Source organism: Dictyobacter formicarum, assembly GCF_016587435.1.
On the sequence record NZ_BNJJ01000001.1, the window covers coordinates 122793 to 147719 of the forward strand.

Sequence of the window (24927 nt, forward strand, 5' to 3'; positions counted from 1 at the left end):
AAAGATTATGGCAGTAGCCGAACAGGTAGGCTCAAAAGAACATGTACAACAGGCGCATGCCCGCATAGCTGCCAAGAAACGTATGGAGACAGTGGGCAAAGTGGTGCGCTATGTTGCGGTGGTAATTATTGTTTTTATCTCGCTGGCCCCACTTTATTGGACCTTTGCGACGTCAGTGAAAAATGGTATCGAGATTAACCAGTCCCCGCCAACCATTTTTCCGCATCAGTTTGATTTCAATAACTATGTCCAGGTGTTGACCAATTCGACCTTTTTCTTGCCAACGCTGCGGAATAGCACTATTATCGCTACAATTACGACATTGCTGGCGCTAGTGTTTGGTATTCTCTGCGCGTATGCACTGGGCCGTATGAAGTTTCGTGGCAAGCCATTCGTGCTGGCAACAGTGCTGTCTGTGCAGATGTTTCCATTCATCGCATTGATTGGACCACTGTTTGTCTTGTTTACGGGTCCACTCTACCTGTATAACACCTACTGGGCTTTGATTATCGCGGACCTGGTGCTGAATATTCCTCTGGTAGTCTGGTTCCTGACATCGTTTTTCCGTGATCTGCCACCAGACCTGGAAGAGGCGGCGCGTATCGATGGAGCTTCACGCTTAAAGGCTCTCTGGTACGTTATTATGCCTCTTACCGCGCCGGGCATTTTTTCATCGGCGATTCTCTCGTTTATTGCGGTCTGGAATGACTTTCTGTTTGGTCTAAACCTGACCAGCGATGAGAGTGCACAGCCGGTTACAGTGGGTATTACACGCTTCAATTCGGAGCACGTAGTGGCATATGGACAGTTGGCTGCCGCAGCCATTATTGTAACCATCCCTCTGGTTATTATTGTTCTCTTCCTGCAACGCCGCATCGTCTCTGGCCTCACAGCTGGTGCCGTCAAAGGTTAAAGGTTTGTTGTCAGGCGCTTGCGAGCGCCTGACAACAATTTTTTTTGCCGCCCCTGCACCCTCGTCATGTCCCCGACATGCTCGCCCGGTCCCCCAATAGGTGCGGGGCTTGCCCCCGCTTTCGCCTTCCCGCTCGACAAAGCCTCTGAATTAGTGGTCTAGACATCTTGACATTTATAAGGGAAGACTTTATAGTATCTGCATGAGCTATACGTGACTTGCCTATGGTAGGCTCGTACGTTAGTGAAACCTTTCAATTTGTTGTTTTCTCGTTATACTCCATCTCATACTATGCATGATGCTGTCATGTTATGTCAACCATAGGTTCTGACGAAATTTCGTAGTTGCATTCATGTTGCTTGTTTCGGAAAAACAAAGAGCGAAAGGTGTTTCCTCCAAAAATCTCTCCTCTTTGACTTCCGATACACTTGTTCTCGCAGCGTACAGTTAGAGTAGATTGCATTGACGCTTACCGAAATAACTGCGCACATTTTCAGAGGGCGGCTTTTAGTAGTCCTTTAGTAGAGGAGAACTTGCGATGAGTTCAGTTACCAGATCATCGACTAGCACCGGTGATCGCATCCTTGGAGCACTTCAGAGCGTCGGTCGTTCACTCATGCTTCCAATTGCGGTCCTACCAGCAGCGGCGCTGCTGCTACGCCTGGGGCAGGCTGATCTGCTAGGCAGTATCCACTGGGGCGTTATTCACCTGGATTGGATAGCGAAAGCTGGGGATGCCATTTTCTCTAACCTGCCTCTTATTTTTGCTATTGGTATCGCGATTGGCCTTTCTGGTGGAGAAGGATCAGCGGCGCTGGCGGCGGTGGTTGGCTTTCTGGTGTTTACGGCGGTGTTCAATAATATTATTCCTCAAGTTAAAGCTGCCGATGGCACCTTATCACCAGATCCCAATATCTCAATGGGGGTGCTTTCTGGTATTTTGATCGGTATAGTTTCTGCGAGCTTATACAAAAAATTCCATGATCTTCGCTTGCCCGATTACCTGGGCTTTTTCGGTGGCCGCCGCTTCGTCCCCATTGTGACTGCGTTCGTGGCCCTTCTCCTTGGCTTGATTTTCGGCATTATCTGGCCTCCCATCAATAGCGGTATTAATGCATTTGGTACTGGTATCGTTTCGCTGGGTGCGGTTGGTGCCGGCATCTACGGCTTCTTGAACCGCTTGCTGATCCCTACTGGTCTGCATCACGTATTGAACTCTTACTTCTGGTTCCAACTCGGCAGCTTTAAGGGTCCAGATGGCACCATTGTACATGGTGACCTCAACCGTTACTTCGCCGGTGATACCTCGGCAGGATACTATATGGCAGGCTTCTTCCCGATGATGATGTTTGGTCTACCTGCCGCGTGTATAGCCATGATCCGCCACGCCAAATACCCCAAAGTAGCCGCTGGTATCCTTGTCTCAGCTGCGGTTGCGTCGCTTGTGACCGGCATTACCGAGCCTATCGAGTTTGCCTTTTTGTTTGTTGCTCCCCTACTCTTCGTTGTGCATGCTATCCTGACCGGTACCGCGCTGGCCGTCTGCTACCTGCTGCAAATTAAGATTGGCTTTGGTTTCTCAGCTGGCTTGATCGACTTCTTGATAAACTTCAATAAGTCGAACACCACTAACCCATGGCTACTATTGCTGGTCGGGGTGGTTTACGGTGTCATCTACTACTTTGTCTTTAGCTTCTTTATCGTTCGCTTCAATCTGGGTACACCGGGACGTGGTGAGGAGTCGACTGGCCTGGCTCCCGACTGGATCTTGCCCGAGTCACAACGTAAACCTGTGGCCAGGAAGGATGCAACTTCTGTAGCGACCGAGGAACCTGAGGATAAAGAGACGACGCTGGCTCGTGAAGTTTTGAGCGCGCTGGGCGGTAAAGAAAACATCGAGAGCCTGGAAGGTTGTATCACACGTCTGCGCATCTTCGTGAACCAATCAGATAAGATCGATGAGCCACGCCTGAAAAGTCTGGGAGCTTCTGGTGTGATCAAAAAAGGTAAAATCGTGCAGGTAGTGATGGGCACGCAGTCTGATCGCATTGCCAGCCGCATCAATCGCTTGCGCAAAGAGGACAACATCGGCGTATAGTGCTAGTTAGGAAGTATAGATTGACTATGACAAAGATTAACGTGCTCGCGCCCATCGATGGGAACGTGGTCGAACTTGAGAAAGTCCCTGACGAGGTGTTCGCGCAGAAAATGGCAGGCGACGGCGTGGCTATTGATCCATCGGGAGCGATAGCTGTTGCTCCGATCAGTGGAGAACTGGTCAAGTTGTTTCCTGGCGGCCATGCCTTTGGCATTGCTGCTGGCGATGTCGAGCTGATTGTGCACATCGGCCTTGATACTATCGAGCTGAATGGCACCGGCTTTGAAAATATCGCTACCGAGGGACAACAGGTGGAGGCCGGCGCTCCCATTGTGCGCTTTGATCGCCCCACCATTGAGGGTAAAGGCAAAGTTGTGCTGAGTCCTGTGGTTTCCAGCGGCGAAGGCACCATTGTGAGCCGTGCCAGCGGGCCTGTGAAAGCAGGGAGCGACGTACTCTTTGTCCTGGAAGTGTAAAGTATAAACTTATACCTTTGTTGCCAGCCCAATCCAGTCAATGCAGCGATTGGGCTGGCTTTTCTTTGCTTGCTGCATTGATTAAGTTGACCTATAACCTTAAAGACTTGTATAGTAAGCAGAAAAACATATTCTTGACTAGAGGGAAGCCAGCTAGCATGCCACCAACCGCATCGCAGTCATCCGAGCCATCGTTAACAGCGCATATACTGAAAGATCCACTTAATCCTTTTCCCTGGTACAGGATGATGCGGGAACAATATCCAGTCTACTATTCGCGCGAATTTCATAGCTGGTTCATCACACGCTATAGCGATGTTCAGCGCGTTATCAATGATCCATTGCTCTTCTCTTCAGAGCAATCCATTCGTAGTCGGCCAGCTGGTAGGGTACAACAGACGACCAGAACACTTCTATGGACCGATCCACCGCGTCATCGCCAGTTGCGTTCGTTAATCAATCAAGCATTTACGCCGCGCACCATCGCCAATCTGGCCCCGCGCGTCGCAGAAATTGTACATTCTCACCTGGACCAGGTAGCGTCCCTGGGTCAGATGGACGTTGTCAAAGACCTGGCTAATCCCTTGCCGATCATTGTTATTGCTGAGCTATTAGGTATCCCGATCCAGGATCAGCAGCAGTTTAAGCATTGGTCAGATATTATTGTGAGTCCCGCGCGCCTGCAGAAAAAACAGGCTGTCATCGAGATGAATAACTATTTTCAGATGGTTGTGGATCGGCGTCGCCAGCATGCGCAGGATGATTTGATCAGCGCGTTGTTGACCGCTCACATCGAAGGTACGTATTTGACTGATGCCGAAATTTTAAGCTTCTGCCGTTTGCTGCTCGTCGCCGGTCACGAGACCTCCACCAATTTGATTGGTAACGCCTTGCTGACATTTGATGAGCATCCCTCGGTCTTCGAGGAGTTGCAGGCTCAGCCTGAGTTGTTGCCGGGCGCGATCGAGGAGGTAATTCGCTATCGCACACCGATTCAGCGTTTGCGGCGGGCAATAACTGTGGATACCTGGATCGGCGAGCACCACATCAAGGCCGGAGAGATCGTGTCGCCCGTGCTGGGTGCGGCCAATCGGGATGAGACACTATTTACAAAGCCCGAGGTCTTCGATATTCATCGCACCCCCAATCGGCATCTTGGATTTGGCCATGGCATTCATTTTTGTATTGGTTCGTCGCTGGCGCGCCTGGAGACGAAGGTTGCGCTGGAAATACTCCTGACACGCTTTGCTTCCCTTAAGCGCATCTCAGAGGTACCACTTCAGCACGTGGCCAGCTCTTTTGTCTATGGCGTAAAAAGCTTGCCCATGACCCTCCAGGAGCGCAAATAAAAAGGTGCTGGCATACCGATCTGGTTCTTGCCGCTTAGTCTTAAAAGGCACATTGCTGTGGATGAGATACCGGGCCATCTCCCGTGACATGTACGTGGATAGCCACATGGCGATAAACGCGCTCCGGCTGGTTCGTTTGATATAAAAACGCCTCCAACAGGATAGTGTTTTCTTTCATCTGCGGCAATGGAATGATATGCTGCCACGTTTGCTGCGGAGCCAGGCGTATCAATGACCAGCCGGCAACCAGGTTATTATTGGCGTTGACAACGATCCGATAGCTGGCCGGTGTGCGCTCAAAGTTCTGTATTCCCAGGGTCACGGCGCAATTTCTATTCGCCTGCCGCGCCGGTAATAGCCAGAATTGAGTAAACGCGGGCCGGGCCGGCGTGGCCATCCCATGGATGTCGTAGCGCATAATCATCACCATCATCACCAGCACCAGAACGCCACAGAAGAGGTGCGCGCAGAGTGCGCTCATGTGCAATCGAGGATAATCGGCGCTGGCTTGATCATGGCGCGCATACACGAGCGCTCCTGAACCAAGCACAGTAATCAGGCACAGCAATAGCATCCAGGACTGCGAGTTGAGGCCGCCAGGTAATATATTGAGCAGCATGCCTCCCAGTATATCCAACGCCAGGCTGCCTCCTATGCTCAGCAGCAAACGCTGAAAGATATCCAGTAGTCTTTTCTTGAATACCAGTTCAGCCAGCACGTAGCCAGGACACACAAAGACTAGAGGCAGCGCGAGCACACCACCAATAACGGCTACAGGCCGACCCAACCAGACATGAAAAACATTGGCTACCACCACCAATAGGAGCAATAATACATCCAGATTTTTAAGACGCATGGCTCACTGCTCCTATGTCATAGATGATCATATCTCCACTGTCAAAAATTGTGTTGACATATGTGCTAGCTTGAAACAATTCCTTTGATGATCGTGCTCGCTCCAGGCGCAGATCGACCACCAGATAACGCAGGCGGCCCTGGCGCATGATCCTTAATTCATCTGATGAGCGCGTCCTGCCTGAAAGCGCGTGCGGCGCGATATGCGAATGAGCAGCAATCATAGTTACGCTATGCTGCTCTCCATATGTGGCCTGCAGCACCTGGTTGACGCGATCGGTCGCGGCAAGTTGGTTGCCCGATGGCAAATATGTTCGCGTCCACAAGGCGGCCTGCATCCTTTCAAACTCAATCGAGCGCCCGGCGGCACTTGAAAAATAAGCATCCGGCCATAACTTCATGCCAGGTCCCGCTCCGATCACCACGCTACCCACCAGGATGATCGTTATTAAGCCAGCCACAATAGTCACCTGGAGCTTGCACATCGTACGCACCGGGAATAGCTGTACACATGCCAGTGCCAGCAAGGGAGCCAGCGGAATAAACAGAAAGGCAGCAGCCTGATCGGCCAGGGCCGCACCGAAACCACCCAGGCGTAAAATCAGGCTTAATGGATAGCACAGAGCAAGCAGGGCAAACGTGCGCGCCAGGGACTGCAGACGATGTAGTCTGAGCAAACAGAGCAGGCCGAATGGGAAACAGATCAGTATCAAAGATACCGAGGCAATTGCGCATAAACGCAGCCAGACTGGTGTCCCCAGACCTGTATAACTGGCAAACAGAGAGCGCAGCTTCCCTGGTCCTTGCACTACAGAGATAAGATTGTGCCCAATCCTATTGCTCAACGTAGATAGGTGGTCTGGTAGCGGATTAATCGGACGCAATGTGTTGATCAGTGCCAGCAGCACGGCTAACAGCAACATATGTAGCACTAGCGAGCGCCAGAGGGCCGCCGGCTGTTGCCGGCTATACACCAGCGTCCATACCAACAGAAACACCAGCAGGTAAAAATCACTGCCATAATGGGTAACAGTCAGGCCGGCAAGCACGAGCGTGGTCAACAGAGCTATACCCACTAAGCGCTGGCGCAGATTCTTACGATAGGTATCCAATAGCGCTACATTATAGCGGTTGATTTTGATCGACCCTATGCCCGCACTCAGAATCTGGCAGGGCTCCAGCAGCCAGAGGACCAGGATAAGCAGCGGCAATGCCAGCGACTCATAGCGATACTGTGCATCAAAGAAAAAGAAATGGGGATTGGCCATATAGAATAGCGTTGCCAGACTGGCGATGCGGCTGGACTTAAACAGTTGTTCATTGAGCAAAAAAAACGACAGGATCAGCAGCAGTCTGGCACAACCAGTTACGATCAGACCAGAGGTAAAAGGACTTAAACCGCTGATCGAGCAGAACGCATCAGTAACGATTTCGAGTCCGGGATAATAGGAACTGACCAGCAAGAGGCTGTTGCGCGTAAACAGAAGATGATCGGTCTTGAGCAACGTATTCACAGTATTCCAATGTAACAACTCAACAACTGCGGAAAAATGCAGAGGGCTGGCCATAACTTTTAAGGCATAACAGCTGCTGCCGAGCAGGCAAAGCAGAAAGAGACGCTCATAACGACTGGTAGCGGGCCAGATCAGGCGCCAGGCTGAACAGCCAAACATGATGCTCACGGCAGGAATAAAGTATCTCTCCAGGCCCGGCCCTCCATGCGCGGAGAGCACAAAACCATACGCGCTTATCCCCAACAGGCTAGCATATAACAAAAAGAAAGCGCACTCATTGCGCAGGAGAGTCGGCCAGGCAACCACAGTATCCAGGTGACGCCTGAAATATTTTTCCGCGTCGGGATCACAGGTCCGCCGATCAAGATTGTACATCAGTCGCTGAAACGCTTGCGGACAAATAGTCAGGCAGCGAGCATAAACCAGTGCCAGATAGGTAATCAACCCCTTCATTGCCCCTCCAACACATGTCCTATCTAGATCAAAAATGATTCAATATAACTAGAGAGTGTCTGATTCCCAACATACTGGAATCAGAGCGCCCCTGGGCCAGGGGAACGCAGGCGTCCCCACTCCCTTTTTATGTTTTGCACCAACATAAAAACCTCTTTATCAGCACTATAAAACAAGCAAATCGACCTGTAAATTATGCTTTTTGCGTACGCTTTTTTAGCGCAAACAATATAATGGTACACAAAGATATAATATGATGCAAATCTTATGAAATCGGAGAAAAAAACGCCTTCAAGACAGAAGCAAATATGAAAATCTGGGCTCTGATTAGCTGCCAGATCGAAACATTTGAGCTCTTCAGGTAACTAGATACAGCTAGCCAGAGCCGGCCTTAAAAAAGGGAAGAGCTTTTATGCAGTGGTACAAAAATGCGCATTATGCACTTTTTATACCACTGCATAAAAAGGGTGTGGGCACGCATGCACCTGTTCGCAGAGGGCGACGCACCTCCCAGTGCACTAAGAAACACATCCTCTCTTATTGGCGATAAGTAGAAGAGGGGCACACCGCTGCCAGCGTACATTGGACACAATGCGGTGAGCGCGCTACACATACGGCTCGCCCATGATAAATAATGCGATGAGCCAGGCTGAGCCATTCTTGCCGGGGAATAAGACGCATCAGCTCAAGCTCAGCTTTAACGGGATCATCTTGCTGCGTCCAGCCGAAGCGCTTGACCAGGCGCCCCACGTGCGTATCGACAATGAAACCTTCTGTGATGCCAAAAGCGTTGCTCAGAACAATATTGGCTGTTTTCCGTCCAACACCAGGAATTTTGACCAGCTCGGCGATCGTTCGCGGTACTTCACCATTATAATTCGTCACGAGATACTGGCAGGCAGCACGGATCTGTCTGGCTTTCTGGCGATAAAAGCCAGTCTTCCGGACATCCTGTTCTAGTTCTTCCTGGCTGGCAGCGACATAGTCTTCGGCGCTCCGATACTTCTGGAACAGATCTTTAGTAACAGCATTGACGCGCTCATCTGTACATTGAGCCGCCAGCAATGTAGCCACTAACAAATCCAGGGGAGTCGAAAAATTCAGATCATATCGAGCCTGTGGATAAAGTGACTGCAGCTCATCTATCGCGGTCTGGACAGGCAGGGCTCCTTCGGGCAGCGCCGAAGCAGCGATCTCCTGAGATGTATCTTCCATCATAGCCCCTTACTCTAAGTCATTTAGCAAAGCTTATTCTAACTTATTCTCTTCTTTCCAGGAAATTATGGCAAAGTAGTAGGACCAACGGCCGGCATACACGGGACACAAAAAAGAGAAGGATAGAAAATCGCAAAAGCGAGCGATAGGATGGCACATCCATCAATCAGCCGATGTGCCATTCTTCTGACTATCTATTCGATGCCAGCATCGTCAGAGATCCCACGGGTCAACTCTGACCAGTCGCGCTCACCACGGCCACGCGCGATACCAGCGAGTAGCCGATTCGATAGCTGGCTGGCAAACGGCATGGGAGACTGTGCGGCTTTAGCTGAATCAAGTACCAGGTTGATATCTTTTAGCCCTAGCTGCATGTTAAATCCAACTGGCTCAAAGTTCTTTTCTGCGATCCTCTTACCATAGGTCTGGTAAGCCGGGCATGCAAAAAGTGTCTGGGTAAACATCTCATACATCTTAGTGCGATCAATGCCATTCTTTTCACCCAGGGTAAATGCTTCGCCCATCGTTTCCATCGCCGAGGCCAGCATGAAATTGGCGCTGATCTTGACCACATTGGCATTGGCCGCCTCTTCCCCGAAATCAAACACGCCCTGTCCCAGTACATTCAGAATACGATGCACCCTTTGTTTGGCCTCAGCCTTGCCTGCTACCGCGATCCAGAGTTGGCGGGCAGCCGCGGCTTCAGGGCGACCAAAGACGGGAGCCGCCACATAAAAACAATCTTGCTGCTCATGCAACTGCTGCATCTTGCGGGCCGTAGCTGGCGATACAGTACTCATAGAGAGATGCACACCACCAGGACCCAAGTGAGCCAGCAGACCGTCATTTCCGGATGTCACCGCCTCTAATGCCTCGTCGTTCGCAACCACCGTAATCACAATACCACCATGCTCCACCGCATCGCGTGGACGCACACCGCGTTTGGCGCCAGCCACTACCAGATCCTGCGTCTTACTTATATCACGATTATACACACGTAAGTTATAGCCAGCCTTCAGCAGGTTAATGGCCATGGGATGGCCCATATTGCCCAGACCAATAAAACCAATTGTCTCGCTCATATTTTTGTACTCTCCTTCCTACTCTTTATCTTTATCACGTTGTACCAGCGACCATAGAGATACGAAAGTTACAGTGCTGGCAAAAATAAATAACATGCTGTCAAAACCATCGATATAAACTTTTCTAATTACCTGATCGACTCTTGAAGAGATATACGGAGTAATCATAAGATAAATATGAGGCTCAAAGAATTTCATCTTTTGAGCAAATTATGTTAGGAGCACTTATGCGTATACTCGTCACTGGAGGCGCCGGATTTATTGGTAGTAACTTTGTCAGACATATGTTGGCGACTTACCCGACAGATGAAATTGTCGTATTAGATAAATTAACGTATGCAGGCAACATAACCAATCTTCCACCACTTTCTACAACTCCCCGTCTATCATTTGTACAGGGCGATATCTGTGATGAAAGAACTGTGGTGCAGGTATTGGAGGACTGTGACGCTATAGTGCACTTTGCCGCTGAAACCCATGTCGATCGTTCGCTTTTGCAGGCCCAGGACTTTATGCGCACAAATGTTCAGGGCACTTACGTGCTCCTGGAGGCTGCACGCCAGCAACACATACAGCGTTTCCTGCATATCTCAACCGACGAGGTCTATGGTAATGCCTGCTCACCAGAAGGCGTCAGCCGACCATCGCTGGAGACCGATACGTTGCTACCATTGTCGCCGTACGCCGCCAGCAAAGTAGGGGCAGACACGCTAGCCTTTTCATATTGGGCCAGTTACAGGCTCCCCGTCACCATTACTCGCTGTAGCAACAACTATGGACCCTATCAGTATCCCGAAAAACAATTGCCACTCTTTATCCTGAACGCGCTTGAGGATCGGCCTCTCCCTATTTATGGTGATGGGCAACATTCGCGTGATTGGATTCATGTGGATGATCATGTGGAGGTGCTGGCTTTGATCCTGCATCAACCTGCCGCACATGTGGTTGGTGAGATTTTCAATATTGGTGCTCATGAAGAACGCACGACGCTACAAAATGCCCGCACAATATTGAAGATACTGGAAAAGCCGGGCGAGTTACTAAGCTTTGTCCAGGATCGTCCGGGAAACGTGCAGCGTCATGCGGTCGATACCAGTAAGATCAGACAGCAGTTGGGCTGGCAGGCCCGTATCTCTTTCGCTGCAGGCATGCGCCAAACCATCGATTGGTATCGAGATAATCCAGCCTGGATCGAAACCATCAAAGAGAAGCACAACGAATTTCTGATGGCAGCTCTGCAGCGCGGCATGCCGCGCTAGCCAGCACCAGGCTCAGATTATTGCTCGTGCGCATAAGCAGGGATCTGGAACTTCCAACCATCGGCGATATTGAGAAGGACCGTTGCTCCCTGACAGTCAAAGTGAAAATTCATCCTCTTCAGACCACGCTCTTCTAAAATGCGGGTTACGGCGTTTTGCGCCGCTTCGCGGCAGTAGAGCAAGAGAAAGCCACCACCGCCGGCACCGGTAATTTTGCCACCCTGGGCACCATACTGACGCGCCAGCGAATAGCATTCATCGATAAAAGCCGAAGACAGATTGGGAGCCAGGCGCCGCTTCTCTTGCCAGGAATAATCAAGGATCTGCGCGAAACCATCCAGGTCTCCGTCCCTCAAACAGCGCTCTACCTCGCCCACGCTCTGCTTGATATTATGCAAGGCCTGCAACACCTTTTCATCCTGCTCTTGGGTAGATTTACGCTGGTGCTTCAGAATAGAGGTAGACTCACGCGAACTGCCCGTAAAAAAAAGCATTAGATGCTGCTCCAGGAGGCTTTGTGTCTGTGGCGCTATGTGCATAGGCTCAACAGTTACACCCGCACTGGTAAAAGTAATTTTATTCAATCCACCAAAGGCCGAGGCATATTGATCTTGCTTACCAATGGGCATGCCCATTTTATCGATTTCAATCGCAGATGCCGTCTCAGCTATCTGTTGCTTGGTCATTGGTTGGTCGATCAACGTGGACAATGCCCGCACCAGCGCCACCGCCGCTGCACTTGATGAACCCAATCCTGTACCCGGTGGCACCTCGCTGGCAATAAACAGATTGAGGCCGCTACGAATACCAAAGTGATGCAACACCGCCCTGGGTAAGGCCAGATCTCCGTCCCATACCAGATCAGTATAGAGCGTATGCCGAAAGAGCGAACGGTAATCGGCTGAAATCAATTGGAGCTCTTCCTGCTCCTCAGGCGTCAAGATAGCATAAAAGTATTTATTGATGGCAGTATTGATAACCACACCACCATATTTTGCATAATAAGCCTCAAGATCAGTTCCACCACCCCCCAGGCTGATACGCATCGGTGCTCTGACAATTAACATACATCCCCTTTCGCTTTCCCATTCCCGATGACACTCACAGCCATAGGGAGATCTTTGACTACCAGAAAAGGCTCGTTGATAATGCTGGCAGCCTGGCGCAACTGTTCTTTTCCACGTCCGGTCAGCACCAGCATAGGTGTGACGCCCGCTGCCAGGGCGGCCTGAATATCGGTCAGGCCGTCTCCCACAAAGACTGCCCCGGTTAAATCTAATTGCAATTCTTGAGCAGCCCGCAATAGTAATCCAGGACGCGGCTTACGACAATCACATCCCGCCTGTTTACCATGGGGACAATAGTAGATGCCGGCCACATGTCCACCGGCCTGCTCGATAACGTAGAGCATACGTCGATGAATGGATTCTATCAACTCGCCTGTCAAACAACCGGTCGCGATACCAGCTTGATTTGTGCAGATCACTACTTGATGACCCGCTGATGAGAGCCGGGCAATCGCTTCACAGGCTCCTGGCAAAAACTGAAACTCCTGCCAGCTTTTGACATAATCCATTCTATTCTCATTGATTACACCATCTCGATCTAGAAAAATCACAGTCATATGATTTCGTTCTCCAGCGCCCTGCTGATAGGCTTAGCGAGAATAGAAGTGTGTACTGGAAGTTACCGGCAAGGATGTCGCTCTGCTTGAAGCGCCGGTCAGAATGAAAGAGCGCATATGGCGCGTCATCATATGCGTCAGGATCATGTGCGCATCTTCTTCTTGCTCAATATTCTGACCTGGGGCCAGGACATAAGCGTCCACTATTTCCTTCAACTTGCCACCATTGGCTCCTAATAGCGCTACTGTTGTGGCACCAGCGTGACGGGCATAGCGGATGGCATTAATGACGTTCTTAGAATTGCCGCTGGCACTGATGCCTAGTACCACATCACCATCCTCCAACAGACTAACCAGCTGCTCGGTAAAGATATGTTCATAGGCAGTGTCGTTGCTCCAGGCCGTAATCAGCGGTACATGGTCAGTTAAAGAGATAGCTTTGAGCCTGGGAAGGCCCGGAAAAATGGTGTTTTTGGTGAGGTCAAGCGCGAAATGCGAGGCCGTGGCCGCGCTCCCGCCATTTCCCATAATAAAGATGCGCTTGTTGTGGTGATAAGCTTGCTCTAGAATGATGAGTATGTGTTCTAGCTGTTCATGCGAGATGGCACGTAGCATACTGGAAACTTCTGTGAAGTAATTATGTATAATTGTCACGTTTATGTGTCTTTCTATTCTTTACTGCTGTAAAACCTTTTTTACAGGCATACACATCTAGTAGCGACCAGGCAATCTTCTCCAATATCTATAGGAAGATCCACTTGATCTACCAACGCCCATGTTTGCGCCGTTATACAATGGAACGCCAGTAGTCGAGCGTGCGCTTGAGTGCCTGGTTAAGATCAAGATCTGGTTGCCAGCTGGTATGACGTTGAAGCTGTGAAGTATCGGCAATAGTAACTGGTTGGTCGATGGGTCGCAGGAGATTGGAGTCCTCCTGGACGCGAATAGAGCGATCAGTATACTGCAGCAGCATGTTCAGGATATCCCCAATTGAGTAAGCCACACCCGAGCCAATGTTATAAGCTTCTCCTACCTGGCCATATTCGGCCACGGCCAGGTAGGCTTTTACAACCGCTTCGACAGGCAGAAAATCCCGCCTGACCTGCAGGTTGCCCACAGCCAGCACTGGTTCGGCCTTGCCTGCTTCAATCAAGGCGATCTGACGCGCCAGGCTGGCAACGACAAAGGTGGGCAACTGGCGTGGTCCAAAGTGATTAAAAGGGCGGACGCGTAGAGTTGGTAAACGATACGCGGCAAAATACTGGTACGCGTAGAGATCCTGAGTCGCCTTAGCTACAGCATAAGGATTCGTTGGGCGAAATGGCTGACTTTCTTTGATTGGATTCGCCTCCGGCGGCACGGCACCATACTGTTCACTCGAACCAACGACCACAATGCGCGCCATCAGTCCTGCCAGGCGTAAAGCTTCAAAGATATGGACGGCCCCTTCGGCATTCACTTGTAGCGTTCTGATGGGATCAGACCAGGAAGAGGCCACCGAAGATTGCGCGGCAAGGTGAAAAATCAGGTCTGGCCGTGTATGATCGATTACATATTGCATGCTTTTTAATGATAAGATGTCTCCGATTACAGGTTGAATCTCGGCCAGTGCGGGCGCCTGCGCCAGGCTGTAGCGATACAGACCAAAAGTTGTGGCCGTTGGATAACTACTCAAGCATGCCTGAGCGAGATAGCTTCCCACAAAACCAGAAATACCGGTAATCAGGATGCGGGCAGGCATTGTCATCGTTCAAATACTCTCTTTCTGTGGTTGAAAGAATGTCCGGGGTATCTTGAACAGATTTAGCAGGGTTGCGTGGTGAACGCATAACTCACTTTTTTGATAGATTCCTCTGCCTGGGCCACCTGGCGAATATCGTGCTCTATCATGCTATGCACGATATCTTCAAAGGTTGCCGTCGGTACCCAACTAAACTTTTGCCGGGCTTTGCTGGCATCCCCCAGTAATTGATCCACTTCGGCAGGCCGCAATAATTGCGGTACAGTCTCAACATAGGGCGACCAGTCATCGATACCGATATAATCAAAAGCAGCATCGACAAAGTCCCGCACGCTATGCGCTACACCAGTCGAAATCACATAATCATCGGGCTTTTCTTGTTGCAGCATCAGCCACATCGCCTGCACGTAATCTCCGGCAAATCCCCAATCGCGCCTGGCATCCAGGTTTCCCAGCGTCAATTTGTCCTGCAAACCCAGGTGAATCCGTGCCACAGCATGCGAGATCTTGCGCGTCACAAATTCTAAGCCACGGCGCGGCGACTCGTGGTTAAACAAAATACCTGAACAGGCAAACAGGTCATAGCTCTCGCGAAAATTGACCGTCATCCAATGGCCATAGAGCTTGGCCACACCATAAGGACTACGTGGATGAAACGGTGTTTGCTCATTCTGAGGGGTGGTCTGAACCTTGCCGAACATTTCAGAGGTTGAAGCTTGATAGAAGCGTATTGGCCAATCCACAAAACGTATGGCCTCTAACATACGGGTAACGCTGAGGGCAGTATATTCTCCCGTTGCTACCGGTTGTGCAAAAGAGGTGCCCACAAAAGACATGGCCGCCAGATTGTAGACCTCATCGGCGCGAGAAAGGCGTAAAGCACGCAGTAACGATAGCTGGTCCAGCAAATCGGCATCGATAAACTCAATCTCATCTAGCAAATGGTGGATACGCTCGCTATTAAAAGTACTGGCCCGGCGAACAACGCCGTAGACTCGGTAGCCTTTTTGTAATAAAAACTCAGCCAGATAGCTGCCATCCTGGCCAGTAATGCCGGTGATTAATGCGTTGGGCATAAAAATTCCTTTCAGTGCTGACCCTGATTCATATGCATTATTGCTTATTGCAACTATTTTCTTCAGGACCCGGTATAAACTATCAAGACCTTACATGTTTTGAGCAGGATGCATAAATCAAGCCACAGCGAGCGCTGATCGATGTATTGCATGTCCAGGACGATCCTCTCATCGTAAGAGGCATGCTGTCGACCACACACCTGCCATAAGCCTGTAATGCCGGGCTTGACAGAGAGGCGCTTGTGCGCGTACACCCCGTAACGCGACAATTCGCTCGGATGAATAATGCGTGGCCCAACCAGCGACATTTGCCCAAGCAGAACATTGACTAACTGGGGTAATTCATCCAGGCTAGACTTACGTAGAAAATGCCCGACAGCAGTCACCCTGGGATCATGGGCTAATTTCATGTTTTTCTGATAGAGTTCCAGCAAGTCCGGGTGCCGCTGCAAATAGTCATCGGCATCACAAATCATGGTACGAAACTTAAGGGCAAAAAAATGCTTGCCGTCGCGGCCAACAATTTCACGATAATGAAGAACAGGTCCACCATCATGCAGTTTGATGCGTAGCGCTATCACCAAAAAGAGCGGCGCCAGCAACAAAAGGCCCAGCAATGCACAGATACAGTCCATGCATTGTTTCGTTATAGCAAAAAACGGAGAAGGAACGAATATGATGTCAGCGCTGGCCCCTTCCAGATATATAGTTGATGGCGGAGCCTTCGCCTCAATGATACTTTGTTTGCCTGTCTGGTTCATCGTTTCCTCGATTTCCGATAGCTTCCAGGAGCACACCATACATGAGTGTAATAACTCCTGTCAGGTCAGGAACTTTTATGTGAAAGCGTTCGAGGCTCAAGTGATTGAGCCTCTTCTTTGAGCTGTAGCATCTGTAACAGCGCATCCCTGGTGGCCAGCCCCCAGCAATTCCAGTTCAAGCGCTCTTCAAATGCGGCACGGCTCTGCCGTATCATATGCAGGTACAGTTCTTCATCTTGATAAATACGTGCAATTGTCTTTGCATAGTCTTTGCCTCTAGCCGTGTAGGGCAGAGTAAAACCGTTTTCACCATTGCGCACTACTTCTGGTACCCCGCCAGTATGAGTCGTTACTACAGGTAAACCAAAGGCGTTTGCCTCGCATAGAGCGACTCCAAAACATTCATTTCTGGTCGGCAGCAGTAAAAATGTTGAGCTCAAATATAGCGCCTCCAGACGTTTATACTGCTCAGGATCATTCTTGTCTAAAAATGGGATAACTGTCAGCCGTGGATGTCGAATGCGACGAGGAGGAGTGCAACCGCAAACAGTCAATGAAGCCTCGATACCTGAGGCTTCCAGCGCACATAACGTCTCAAATGCAATATCTCCACCCTTGCGCTCCCAGTTGACTCCCACAAATAGTAGGTCGCAGCGGGCTCCTCTTTGGCGAGCTAATACGGCTTCCCTGGCCGGAGCATGCTCTAGATTGGCACCAAAGGGTATGACCCGCACCTTGCGCGGATCGGCTTCGTAATATTCAATCGCGGCTTTAGCCGCCCAGGATGTCGCGTAGAGCAATAAATTCGCGTTATGAATACCACGCGCCTGAATATCATTGACCTGGCGAGCAGAGCATTCGAGCAAGGCTGAAAAGTGTTGATGATAGCCTCGAAGCAGTGGAAAATTTGCATCTTCCACCAGGACAATCGGAAGAGTTGTCTTTAAAAATGCAATTTCCGTAGCTCCACTTAAGGCCACTACTACATCAAATGGTTGCGCGGCCAGGCGCTCGGCGGCCACGCGCGCGTAGCGCATAGAAACCGCATGTGAGTGACGAAACAAAAATCTTTTACCAAGTAGAAAATGAGAGGCGACATGAGCTATCCGTCCAAAAAACATCTCATGGGCTGCATCCAACGGACCAATATAAGTCACATCGCCACAGTATTTTTGTAGAGCTTGCGCAATCGAATAAAATGTGCCGGACCAGGAACGGCGATCCTGGGCATCTAGCGCAGTTAATAGCGCAATCTTAAGTCGCTGCGTGTCATTGTCCAATGTTCAAAGCTCCTTGGTTACGTGTGGCATGTGGAGAGTAGATCTGCTCAATTTATTATCCTTCAGGGGCTTTACAAGATAGTACGTGTGGCAGCCGTCGTTTTCTGTGTCTCGCCGGTGATAGCGTTTCGATAGCTATCCAGCAGACGTTGCGTCATATCAAACCAGCGGTGCTGCTGCTCAACATACCGACGCCCGTGCTGGCTGATATTCTCACGCAGGGCCGCATCGCCCATCAGGCGCAACGCCATAGTGGCAAACTCTTGCGCGGAGGTCGCCACCAGCATATCCTGCCCCTCACAAGCCTTCAAAGCCTGTGCAGATTGTGTTGAAATGACGGCCGGTGTTCCCAGCGCCATAGTCTCCAGCACTTTATTCTGAATACCAACGCTATAAACCATCGGGCTTAACATGATATGCGCACGCCTGATATAGGGGCGAATATCCTCCACATAACCGGTTACCTCTATGCGTTGATCCAGGCGCAAACGCTGAATAGATTGCGGAGGGCGGCTTCCGACAATCGTTAGCGTGGCAGCCGGCTCGACACGCCAGATCAACGGCATGATTTCCTGGTAGAGATAGTGAGCCGCCACTACGTTGGCGTGGTAACTCATTTTCCCCGAAAAAACGATATTATAGGGTCGATAGCGCTGCTCGGTGGGCACAAAATAATCCAGATCCACACCACATGGGACAACGGCAATGTGCTCCAGATTAGCTCTCTCGGGCCCGTTCTTCCTCTGCGACAGTGCCAGCAGTCCCTGGCGATCGTTCTCTGAGGTCGTTATGATATGTGCGATCTTCTGCTGAATTTGACTCTCGTAACGCTTTGTGCGCTTATACTCCAAAAGCGCCACTGTGCGTAAGGCCAGACTGGGACCAGAGCGCGCCGTCTGCCGCCATAATTCACTAATACAATCCACCGCATCCCATACCAACGGATAATCCTGGGCCAGCGCATCAACCGAGGCGATTCCGCGCAGATGCTCCACATGGATGACATCAAAATGTTTGCGTGCACATAAGCGTTGCGCCTGGTGAAAAAAACACGCCGAGCGCGCATATGCCACCTGCAAAGGAAGCTGGCTGAAAACCGCCCGCCCGCTACGCAGTAACGCATAACTACGCGGCTCGGATACCACTACAACCTCATAACCTTGCTGCTGCAAAGCCAGGCTATCACTCCATTCCTGGGGATTAGAGATCTGGGTTAAGATCGTTACTTCATGCTCACGGCAGAGTTGCTGTATAAAACCGTAGGCACGAACACGAATTCGGGATGGGGGATAAGGAGTAATAAAAAGGATTTTCATGTGGTCGCACTCTTTCCCCTTCCAACAACATCAATCTAACGTTTACAGCATCACATTATAGTAAGGGGGTTGTAACTAATAAGTTGTTGATTTGTTGTATTACAGTTAATTATTGCATTTTGTGGTTGAATTTTGCAGAAGTCATTAATACATATAATATTATCGAAATAAAAAACGGCTATGGCAACGATTAGGATTGATGGGTGACGAGTTACTATATTTTTGCGGAAACGTTGTATGCTTTGTTCGTGGATACTTTTTGTGAGTCTCTAAAAGCAATGCATGCTTACAAGGGAAAAATGGAGGTGGAAAGGTGGAAGTAGCATGTCTATTGGGACAAGTATAGGACATTATGGAGCATTGCTACGTCGATGGCTCTGGTTGTTGCTGGTAGCTGTTGTACTGTGCACATTGGTGACATATGCTATTAATAGCATAATGCAGCCGGTTTATGAAGCCTCGGCTTTACTACAGGTTCATGATATAAGTACCAACAATGGCAGTATTTTTGTTGACCAGGCTCTCGCGCAAAGCGATGCTCTTTTGATTAACCGCCCCGATGTGTTGCAAGGTGTGGCCCGCAAAATCCATAACGTGAGCACCCGCCAGCTGGCAACACAGATAAGCGATTCCCCTCTGGATAATACGCCAATTATCCAGGTACGTGTCAAAGATAATAATCCTGTTCGCGCGGCCACAATTGCCAATACGGTGGTCGCTGTCTTTATCCAGTTACAAAATGATTCACTACAACAGCAATTAAAAAATATTTCCGCTCGCCTGGCGAAGAATGTGAAAAATGCTAAAAATGCTGTTGAAAGTGACCAGGAACAACTCGCGCTCCTGCAAGCAGCACATGCAGCTCCAGAAATTATTGTCCATCAAAACGATACCATTAACAGTGATCAGATCACCTATAATTCATCGTTGACCAGCTATAACCAGATTCAACAGCAATTATTGCAGGTGCCCAACAGCTTAAAAATCGTCCAGCCTGCCATCGCTTCTACCGCTCCAGTTAGTCCAAACATATTGCTCAATACGGTGGCCGCCAGCTCTCTGAGCTTTGTGCTCACCCTGGTGTTTATCCTGTTACTGGATTGGACCAATACCACAATTAAAACGGTTGAGGATGTGGAACGACTGGCCAGACTGCTGGCTCTAGGCAGTGTACCTGAGGTAAAAATAGCGAAACAGAGGATGCGTGATGAGTTGCCGCTGGTAAACAATGAAGCGATCGAACAAGCATTTAGCACAATCAGCACTAATTTGATTATGAAGTGTACCGAGAAACGCACCATCCTGGTGACGGGCGTACACGCGAAAACAGGCACTTCAACCACAGCGGTCAATCTAGCCATTACCCTGGCTCGCACAGGATTACGCGTCATGCTGGTCGATGGTAATCTGCAACAGGGCGCCTTGCATCGAGTCTTTAAGCATCCTAATATTTACGGGCTCACTACGGTAATGGCAGAGAGTGCTCTTTTCCAGGAAGGACCAGGCAGTAAAATATACACCTGGTTACATCCACATAAAACATCTATTCCCAACCTCTGGTTCTTACCGACCGGTCCACTACCAAACTCCCGAGGAAATATCTTGCGCGCACCTATGCTATCTCTGTTCATCAAATGTCTTCTCCAACCGGCACACGAACCAGAAGAGCAGGGACATAGTTTAATGGATATTATCATTATTGATTCAGCTCCCCTGATAGAGAGCGCTCATACGACGATCCTGGCAGCATGCGCGGATGCCTCTTTGCTGGTTGTTGAGGCGGGCCAGGAGCAGGCTGCACAGATACAGAATCTGGCTCGCAGGCTGCAGCGACTGCAGGCTCCATTGCAAGGTATTATTGTTAATCGCAAAAAAACACATCACCAGCCTTACTTTTATGTTTCAGCACCAAAGTATGAGAAAGACTGGCTTGATGATGATGAATATCAGGGCAAAAAACAGTGGCGCGCTACCGCTCCCTGGGCCAGGATGGCTATAAGCAATCAGAAGCAGTCTTCCCTGGCGCGGCCAGTGACATCTATCCACTACAATCCTCCGTTGCCTCAGCCTTCAACTACGCTGGATGAGGCGCCGGGAACGGGTCAGCTATTACCCGCCATCTACAATAAGCAGCCAGCGAACCAGCATAAAGGGGCTGTGGATGAAAAAAAGTAGCGATCAGGTTTCTGTAGTGAGAGCACAGTCAATCTATGCTGTGAAAACTTACAAACTCGCGGCGCCAGCGTCTATGCCCATACAACAGATACTGCTAAGTATGTCCTTCGCGGGACTGCTGATCTTTATCGTGATAAGTTGCTCTCTGCTTGCCGCGCCATGGCTGGCGGGTGTAGGGCTGGCGATCGTTGCCGTCGCCACGCTGGCGGTTAAGCGGCCAGCGGTGGCCATTGTCCTGGTTTTCCTCTGCACAGATCTGCCGTCGCTGCTGTTGCACACACCCGGTCATACCATTCGACTGACCGAACTCATGCTCTTGCTCTGCCTGAGCGTGATCTTGCTACTGAGGCCAGCCATCAGACTCCAATTTCCACATGTGCTGGCCCTGTTGTTTTTTGCCATCGCTTTTATCTCATTTGTACATGTACCCGAATTTATTACCAACATAGCCGTCTTTGGCGCTAATAAAAGACTCTACAATCTGGCTATTATTCTGTTAGCCTTCTTTTGCGGTACATTTCTGTTCCCTTTTATACGCGACCTATCGTCGTTCTTTACGCTGGTCCTGCTGAGCAATCTGCCGATCTATCTCATCTGTATAGCGCAGGCGATGGGTGTGCCGTTACCGGCAGTTATCGTGCCCAACCAGAATCCAGCAGCAACCGGAGATAAAGGACGCCTGGTTGGTCCTTTTGATGGTGCAGCAACGCTGGGACTCTATATGACAGGACTCTTTGCGCTCTCGCTGACCTGCTGGCTCCATGGCAAACGTCTTCACGAACGCCTGCTGGGTGCGCTGATGACTTTTCTTTCTCTGGGCGTTGTTGTTGGCTCAGGAACCCGCAGTGCGCTGGCGGCTCTGGGTGCGATGCTCTGCATCGCTTTGATTCTGACGCGCCGCTATCGGCTCTGCTGGATCTTTGCGCTTGCGTCGATTGGTGGCCTGCTGGCATTTCCCGGGATCATCATTGCGCATTTTACGCATGCTTCCACCTCGACCACCAACCGGATTTTTCTATGGCATGAGGCCAGCAAACTTATTCTATCTCATCCTATTCTGGGCATTGGTCTGGAGCAATTCCACTACTATTATCAACGCCTGACCATCAGCCAGGCTACGCAGCTCAATGCTCATGGTATAAGTGTGCACAATCAATATCTGGAATGGGCCCTGGAAGGAGGTATTCCCTGGTTGATCGTAGGCCTGCTCTTCATATTGAGTCTACTGGTATTGTGTGGTCGAGCCTACCGGAAAGCGTCACCAGCCTACCGTATTCCGCTCCTGGCAACAATATTGTTGATCTGCGCTACTCTCATTACCGGCTGTCTGGATGTGCCATTTGACATCGTTGAAAACGCCACCTTTTTCTGCCTGGTCTCTGGCATAGCTATGGGCAGTGTAGGCCAGATGAGTCACCAGCATTCCGCGTTACGGAATACTGGTGAGAAGGAGAATAGTAAATTATGCGTATAGCAATTGATTTGATTACAGCCGAATATGTGCCTGGAGGGATGCTGCTGGCGACCCGGGCGTTACTGCATGGCCTGGCCCGGGTCGATCGAAACAACGAGTATGTCGTTGTGACGGTGCGACCGGAAGCCTATCAGGAACTGGCAAAGTTCCCTAATATCCAGGTACATGCTGCCTCTCTCCCTTTAAACCGTGGTATCTTGATCCAGCATCAGCTATTAGGTGCCCGCATCATTCGTAGCGTAAAACCGGATCTCCTGCATACGCCAGCCTTCGCGACACCTCGCGGCTGGTATGGCCCGCTGGTCACAACCGTTAATGACCTGGCCTTCTTAAAAGTGCCCGAACAATCCTCCTGGTATCCCCGCTTTTATCATGAACACCTGTTACGTGCTAGCGTGGATAAATCCCAGCGTGTTATAGCCATCTCAGAACAAACACGCGAAGAACTGACGACCTACTGGTCCGTTCCGACCAAAAAAATTCACCTGATTCACCATGCGCTCCGTCCGGAAATCAGTGAATGCCATATCAGCGAGGAAGATATTGTCCGCATGCGGCAACGCTATGGACCACGCTATCTGCTACATGTGGGTCGTATCATGCCGCGCAAAAATGTTGAGCGTTTGCTAGAAGCATTCGACTTGCTGGCCGGTGACTCTGAAGATCTGCACCTCGTCTTGACTGGAGGACTTGGCTATGGCAGTGAAGAGGCTGTACAGTTGATGGAAAAATCGCCATACCGGGAACGCATTCACCAGGTCGGCTGGGTCCCTGAAGCAGAGATGGGGGCGATCTATGCCGGAGCCAGTGCACTGGTTTTTCCCTCCAAACATGAGGGCCAGGGGCTTCCAACGCTGGAGGCAATGGTTTGCGGGACGCCGGTGGTAGCCAGTTATGAAGCGGCTAGTGCCGAAATTGCAGGCGATGCTGTGCTGAGGGCGAATTGTACCAGCGCCCGACCTCTGGCCGATGCCATCCGACATGTACTCACCAATGAAGAGCTACGCCGTCGCTTAATTCAAAATGGACATCAGCAAGTTAAGGCGTTCCATTATGAAAACTGCGCTCGCCAGACTATGGAAGTGTATCAAGAAGCCAAAGATAGCTACCAACAATCAGGCGCAGAGGCCAATACATGAATACAACGTTGCGATCTGTTCACCAACAGCAGATAAGGCTTTTGAAAGGCCCGCTTTTTGTGGCATTAATTATCTTACTGGCTAGTATTGCCTTGTTTTACTACTATACCTTCCAGCCACATACGATACTTGTCTCTAACTACAATCAGCCCTATGGGATGACGGTCTATAATAATTTGCACCAGCAGACTATCAAAGACTTGCAACAGCTCGATATCCATTGGGTACGCTATCAACAAAATTGGAGTGAGATTGAGCCACAGCCTGGACATTATAATTGGCAACAGTTAGATGCCGCGGTGGCGCTAGCGAATGCCAATCATATCCATATAAGCTTTCCACTCCAGACGGCGCCTGCCTGGGCGTTACGCCAAACCTGTGCCAATCGGCTTGTCTTTCCCGGGCCAGATGAAATGGCAGCCTATGGAAGCGCGGTCGCCCAACGCTATAATGGAAAAGATGGCCATGGCTATATTGAGAGCTATGAAATCGGGAACGAGGAATTCGACAGTCTATGGACTGGTAAATGGGATGAATCGATCAGTTGCCGCCAACCTCACTTCTATGGCCCGATCCTGCAGCCAACCTATAAGGCCATCAAGGCTGCTTCCCCACAGGCACTGGTAGGTATGGCCTCTATCTGGTGGGTTAATGCACTACATATCCAGCAGTATATGCAATGGCTCTATCAACATCACCTGGAATCATTCTTTGACTTTGCCAATTTTCACTATTACGTCTGTAATCATGATCCTGCCAGTGCGGTGGGCGAACAGCCATCTTTTGAGCAAGAATGGCAGATCATCCATAATGTTATGAAGCAGTATGGGGATGGGCAGAAACCCATCTGGGTCACCGAAGTCGGCTGGAACATCAATGGAGTAGACCAGGATGCGCATTGTATCGTCTCGCCACAAACCCAGGCCAATTACCTGGTGAAAACAGCGCAGGTAGCGATGGATTCCCATGTGGTCCGTCGTATCTTCTGGTACACGATCGACCGTGGCAACGACGGCATGAGCATAACGCAGACAAACGGTCCATTACCCGCCTTTAATGCGCTTCAGAGCTTCATCCACAATTATCCCACCTGGTCTCCATAGCCGAAAGCACACCGCGCCAACTTG

General features: G+C 50.2%; 21 protein-coding genes. 9 read left to right on the plus strand and 12 right to left on the minus strand.

Annotation, left to right across the window (positions count from 1 at the left end):
- Positions 1-7 precede the first annotated feature (7 nt).
- The 4 genes from JMI88_RS00545 (at position 8) to JMI88_RS00560 (ending at position 4836) form a co-directional block, all read left to right on the plus strand.
- The gene (locus tag JMI88_RS00545; RefSeq protein WP_201359810.1) at positions 8-913 is read left to right on the plus strand and encodes a carbohydrate ABC transporter permease; all 906 of its coding nucleotides are present in this window, start codon (positions 8-10) and stop codon (positions 911-913) included.
- Positions 914-1451: 538 nt separating this feature from the next.
- Positions 1452-3011: a PTS transporter subunit EIIC gene (locus tag JMI88_RS00550; RefSeq protein ID WP_236022754.1), complete on the plus strand. Its 1560-nt coding sequence runs from the start codon at positions 1452-1454 to the stop codon at positions 3009-3011.
- 26 nt (positions 3012-3037) lie between these two features.
- Positions 3038-3487, plus strand: coding sequence for a PTS sugar transporter subunit IIA (locus JMI88_RS00555; RefSeq protein WP_201359811.1), 450 nt, complete (start codon positions 3038-3040; stop codon positions 3485-3487).
- 158 nt (positions 3488-3645) lie between these two features.
- On the plus strand, positions 3646-4836 hold the full coding sequence (locus tag JMI88_RS00560) for a cytochrome P450 (RefSeq protein ID WP_201359812.1): 1191 nt from the start codon (positions 3646-3648) through the stop codon (positions 4834-4836).
- 40 nt (positions 4837-4876) lie between these two features.
- On the opposite strand, the gene JMI88_RS00565 is transcribed toward JMI88_RS00560, so the two are convergent.
- The 4 genes from JMI88_RS00565 to JMI88_RS00580 form a co-directional block, all read right to left on the minus strand.
- Entirely contained in the window at positions 4877-5692 is an 816-nt protein-coding gene (locus tag JMI88_RS00565) for a DUF8471 domain-containing protein (protein ID WP_201359813.1), read from the minus strand.
- Positions 5682-7658: a hypothetical protein gene (locus JMI88_RS00570; protein ID WP_201359814.1), complete on the minus strand. Its 1977-nt coding sequence runs from the start codon at positions 7656-7658 to the stop codon at positions 5682-5684. Before JMI88_RS00570 ends, JMI88_RS00565 begins: the two co-directional genes overlap by 11 nt.
- Before the next feature lie 537 nt (positions 7659-8195).
- The gene (gene nth, locus JMI88_RS00575) at positions 8196-8876 is read right to left on the minus strand and encodes an endonuclease III (RefSeq protein WP_236022755.1); all 681 of its coding nucleotides are present in this window, start codon (positions 8874-8876) and stop codon (positions 8196-8198) included.
- Positions 8877-9067: 191 nt separating this feature from the next.
- Positions 9068-9955: an NAD(P)-dependent oxidoreductase gene (locus JMI88_RS00580; protein ID WP_201359815.1), complete on the minus strand. Its 888-nt coding sequence runs from the start codon at positions 9953-9955 to the stop codon at positions 9068-9070.
- 227 nt (positions 9956-10182) lie between these two features.
- On the opposite strand from JMI88_RS00580, the gene rfbB reads away from it, so the two are divergent.
- Positions 10183-11214, plus strand: a complete 1032-nt coding sequence (rfbB, locus tag JMI88_RS00585) for a dTDP-glucose 4,6-dehydratase (RefSeq protein ID WP_201359816.1) — start codon at positions 10183-10185, stop codon at positions 11212-11214.
- 17 nt (positions 11215-11231) lie between these two features.
- Here the strand turns inward: rfbB and JMI88_RS00590 are convergent, their stop codons facing one another.
- From JMI88_RS00590 to JMI88_RS00625, 8 genes are all read right to left on the minus strand, one after another.
- Entirely contained in the window at positions 11232-12281 is a 1050-nt protein-coding gene (locus JMI88_RS00590) for a GHMP family kinase ATP-binding protein (RefSeq protein WP_201359817.1), read from the minus strand.
- Positions 12275-12838: a D-glycero-beta-D-manno-heptose 1,7-bisphosphate 7-phosphatase gene (gene gmhB, locus JMI88_RS00595; protein ID WP_201359818.1), complete on the minus strand. Its 564-nt coding sequence runs from the start codon at positions 12836-12838 to the stop codon at positions 12275-12277. Before gmhB ends, JMI88_RS00590 begins: the two co-directional genes overlap by 7 nt.
- Before the next feature lie 33 nt (positions 12839-12871).
- Positions 12872-13492, minus strand: coding sequence for a D-sedoheptulose-7-phosphate isomerase (locus JMI88_RS00600; protein ID WP_201359819.1), 621 nt, complete (start codon positions 13490-13492; stop codon positions 12872-12874).
- Positions 13493-13625: 133 nt separating this feature from the next.
- Positions 13626-14585 (minus strand): GDP-mannose 4,6-dehydratase, encoded by a 960-nt coding sequence (locus JMI88_RS00605; protein WP_201359820.1) that lies wholly within the window; start codon positions 14583-14585, stop codon positions 13626-13628.
- A gap of 56 nt (positions 14586-14641) precedes the next feature.
- Complete coding sequence (gene gmd, locus JMI88_RS00610) at positions 14642-15655, minus strand: GDP-mannose 4,6-dehydratase (protein WP_201359821.1); 1014 nt, start codon at positions 15653-15655, stop codon at positions 14642-14644.
- Between the two features lie 62 nt (positions 15656-15717).
- Positions 15718-16455: a sugar transferase gene (locus JMI88_RS00615; protein ID WP_505712006.1), complete on the minus strand. Its 738-nt coding sequence runs from the start codon at positions 16453-16455 to the stop codon at positions 15718-15720.
- Positions 16456-16481: 26 nt separating this feature from the next.
- A complete protein-coding gene (locus JMI88_RS00620; protein ID WP_201359823.1) occupies positions 16482-17696 on the minus strand; it encodes a glycosyltransferase family 4 protein in 1215 nt (404 codons plus the stop codon).
- A 71-nt stretch (positions 17697-17767) separates the two neighbouring features.
- Positions 17768-19012, minus strand: coding sequence for a glycosyltransferase (locus JMI88_RS00625; protein WP_201359824.1), 1245 nt, complete (start codon positions 19010-19012; stop codon positions 17768-17770).
- Positions 19013-19336: 324 nt separating this feature from the next.
- Between JMI88_RS00625 and JMI88_RS00630 the strand changes: the two genes are divergently transcribed.
- The 4 genes from JMI88_RS00630 to JMI88_RS00645 are packed head-to-tail and all read left to right on the plus strand — an operon-like array spanning position 19337 to position 24903.
- Positions 19337-21187, plus strand: coding sequence for a polysaccharide biosynthesis tyrosine autokinase (locus tag JMI88_RS00630; protein WP_201359825.1), 1851 nt, complete (start codon positions 19337-19339; stop codon positions 21185-21187).
- A complete protein-coding gene (locus JMI88_RS00635) occupies positions 21174-22661 on the plus strand; it encodes an O-antigen ligase family protein (protein ID WP_201359826.1) in 1488 nt (495 codons plus the stop codon). Before JMI88_RS00630 ends, JMI88_RS00635 begins: the two co-directional genes overlap by 14 nt.
- Positions 22652-23800 (plus strand): glycosyltransferase family 4 protein, encoded by a 1149-nt coding sequence (locus JMI88_RS00640; RefSeq protein WP_201359827.1) that lies wholly within the window; start codon positions 22652-22654, stop codon positions 23798-23800. The genes JMI88_RS00635 and JMI88_RS00640 overlap by 10 nt, the downstream gene beginning before the upstream one ends.
- 59 nt (positions 23801-23859) lie before the next feature.
- Positions 23860-24903 (plus strand): beta-galactosidase, encoded by a 1044-nt coding sequence (locus tag JMI88_RS00645; protein ID WP_201359828.1) that lies wholly within the window; start codon positions 23860-23862, stop codon positions 24901-24903.
- Positions 24904-24927 lie beyond the last annotated feature (24 nt).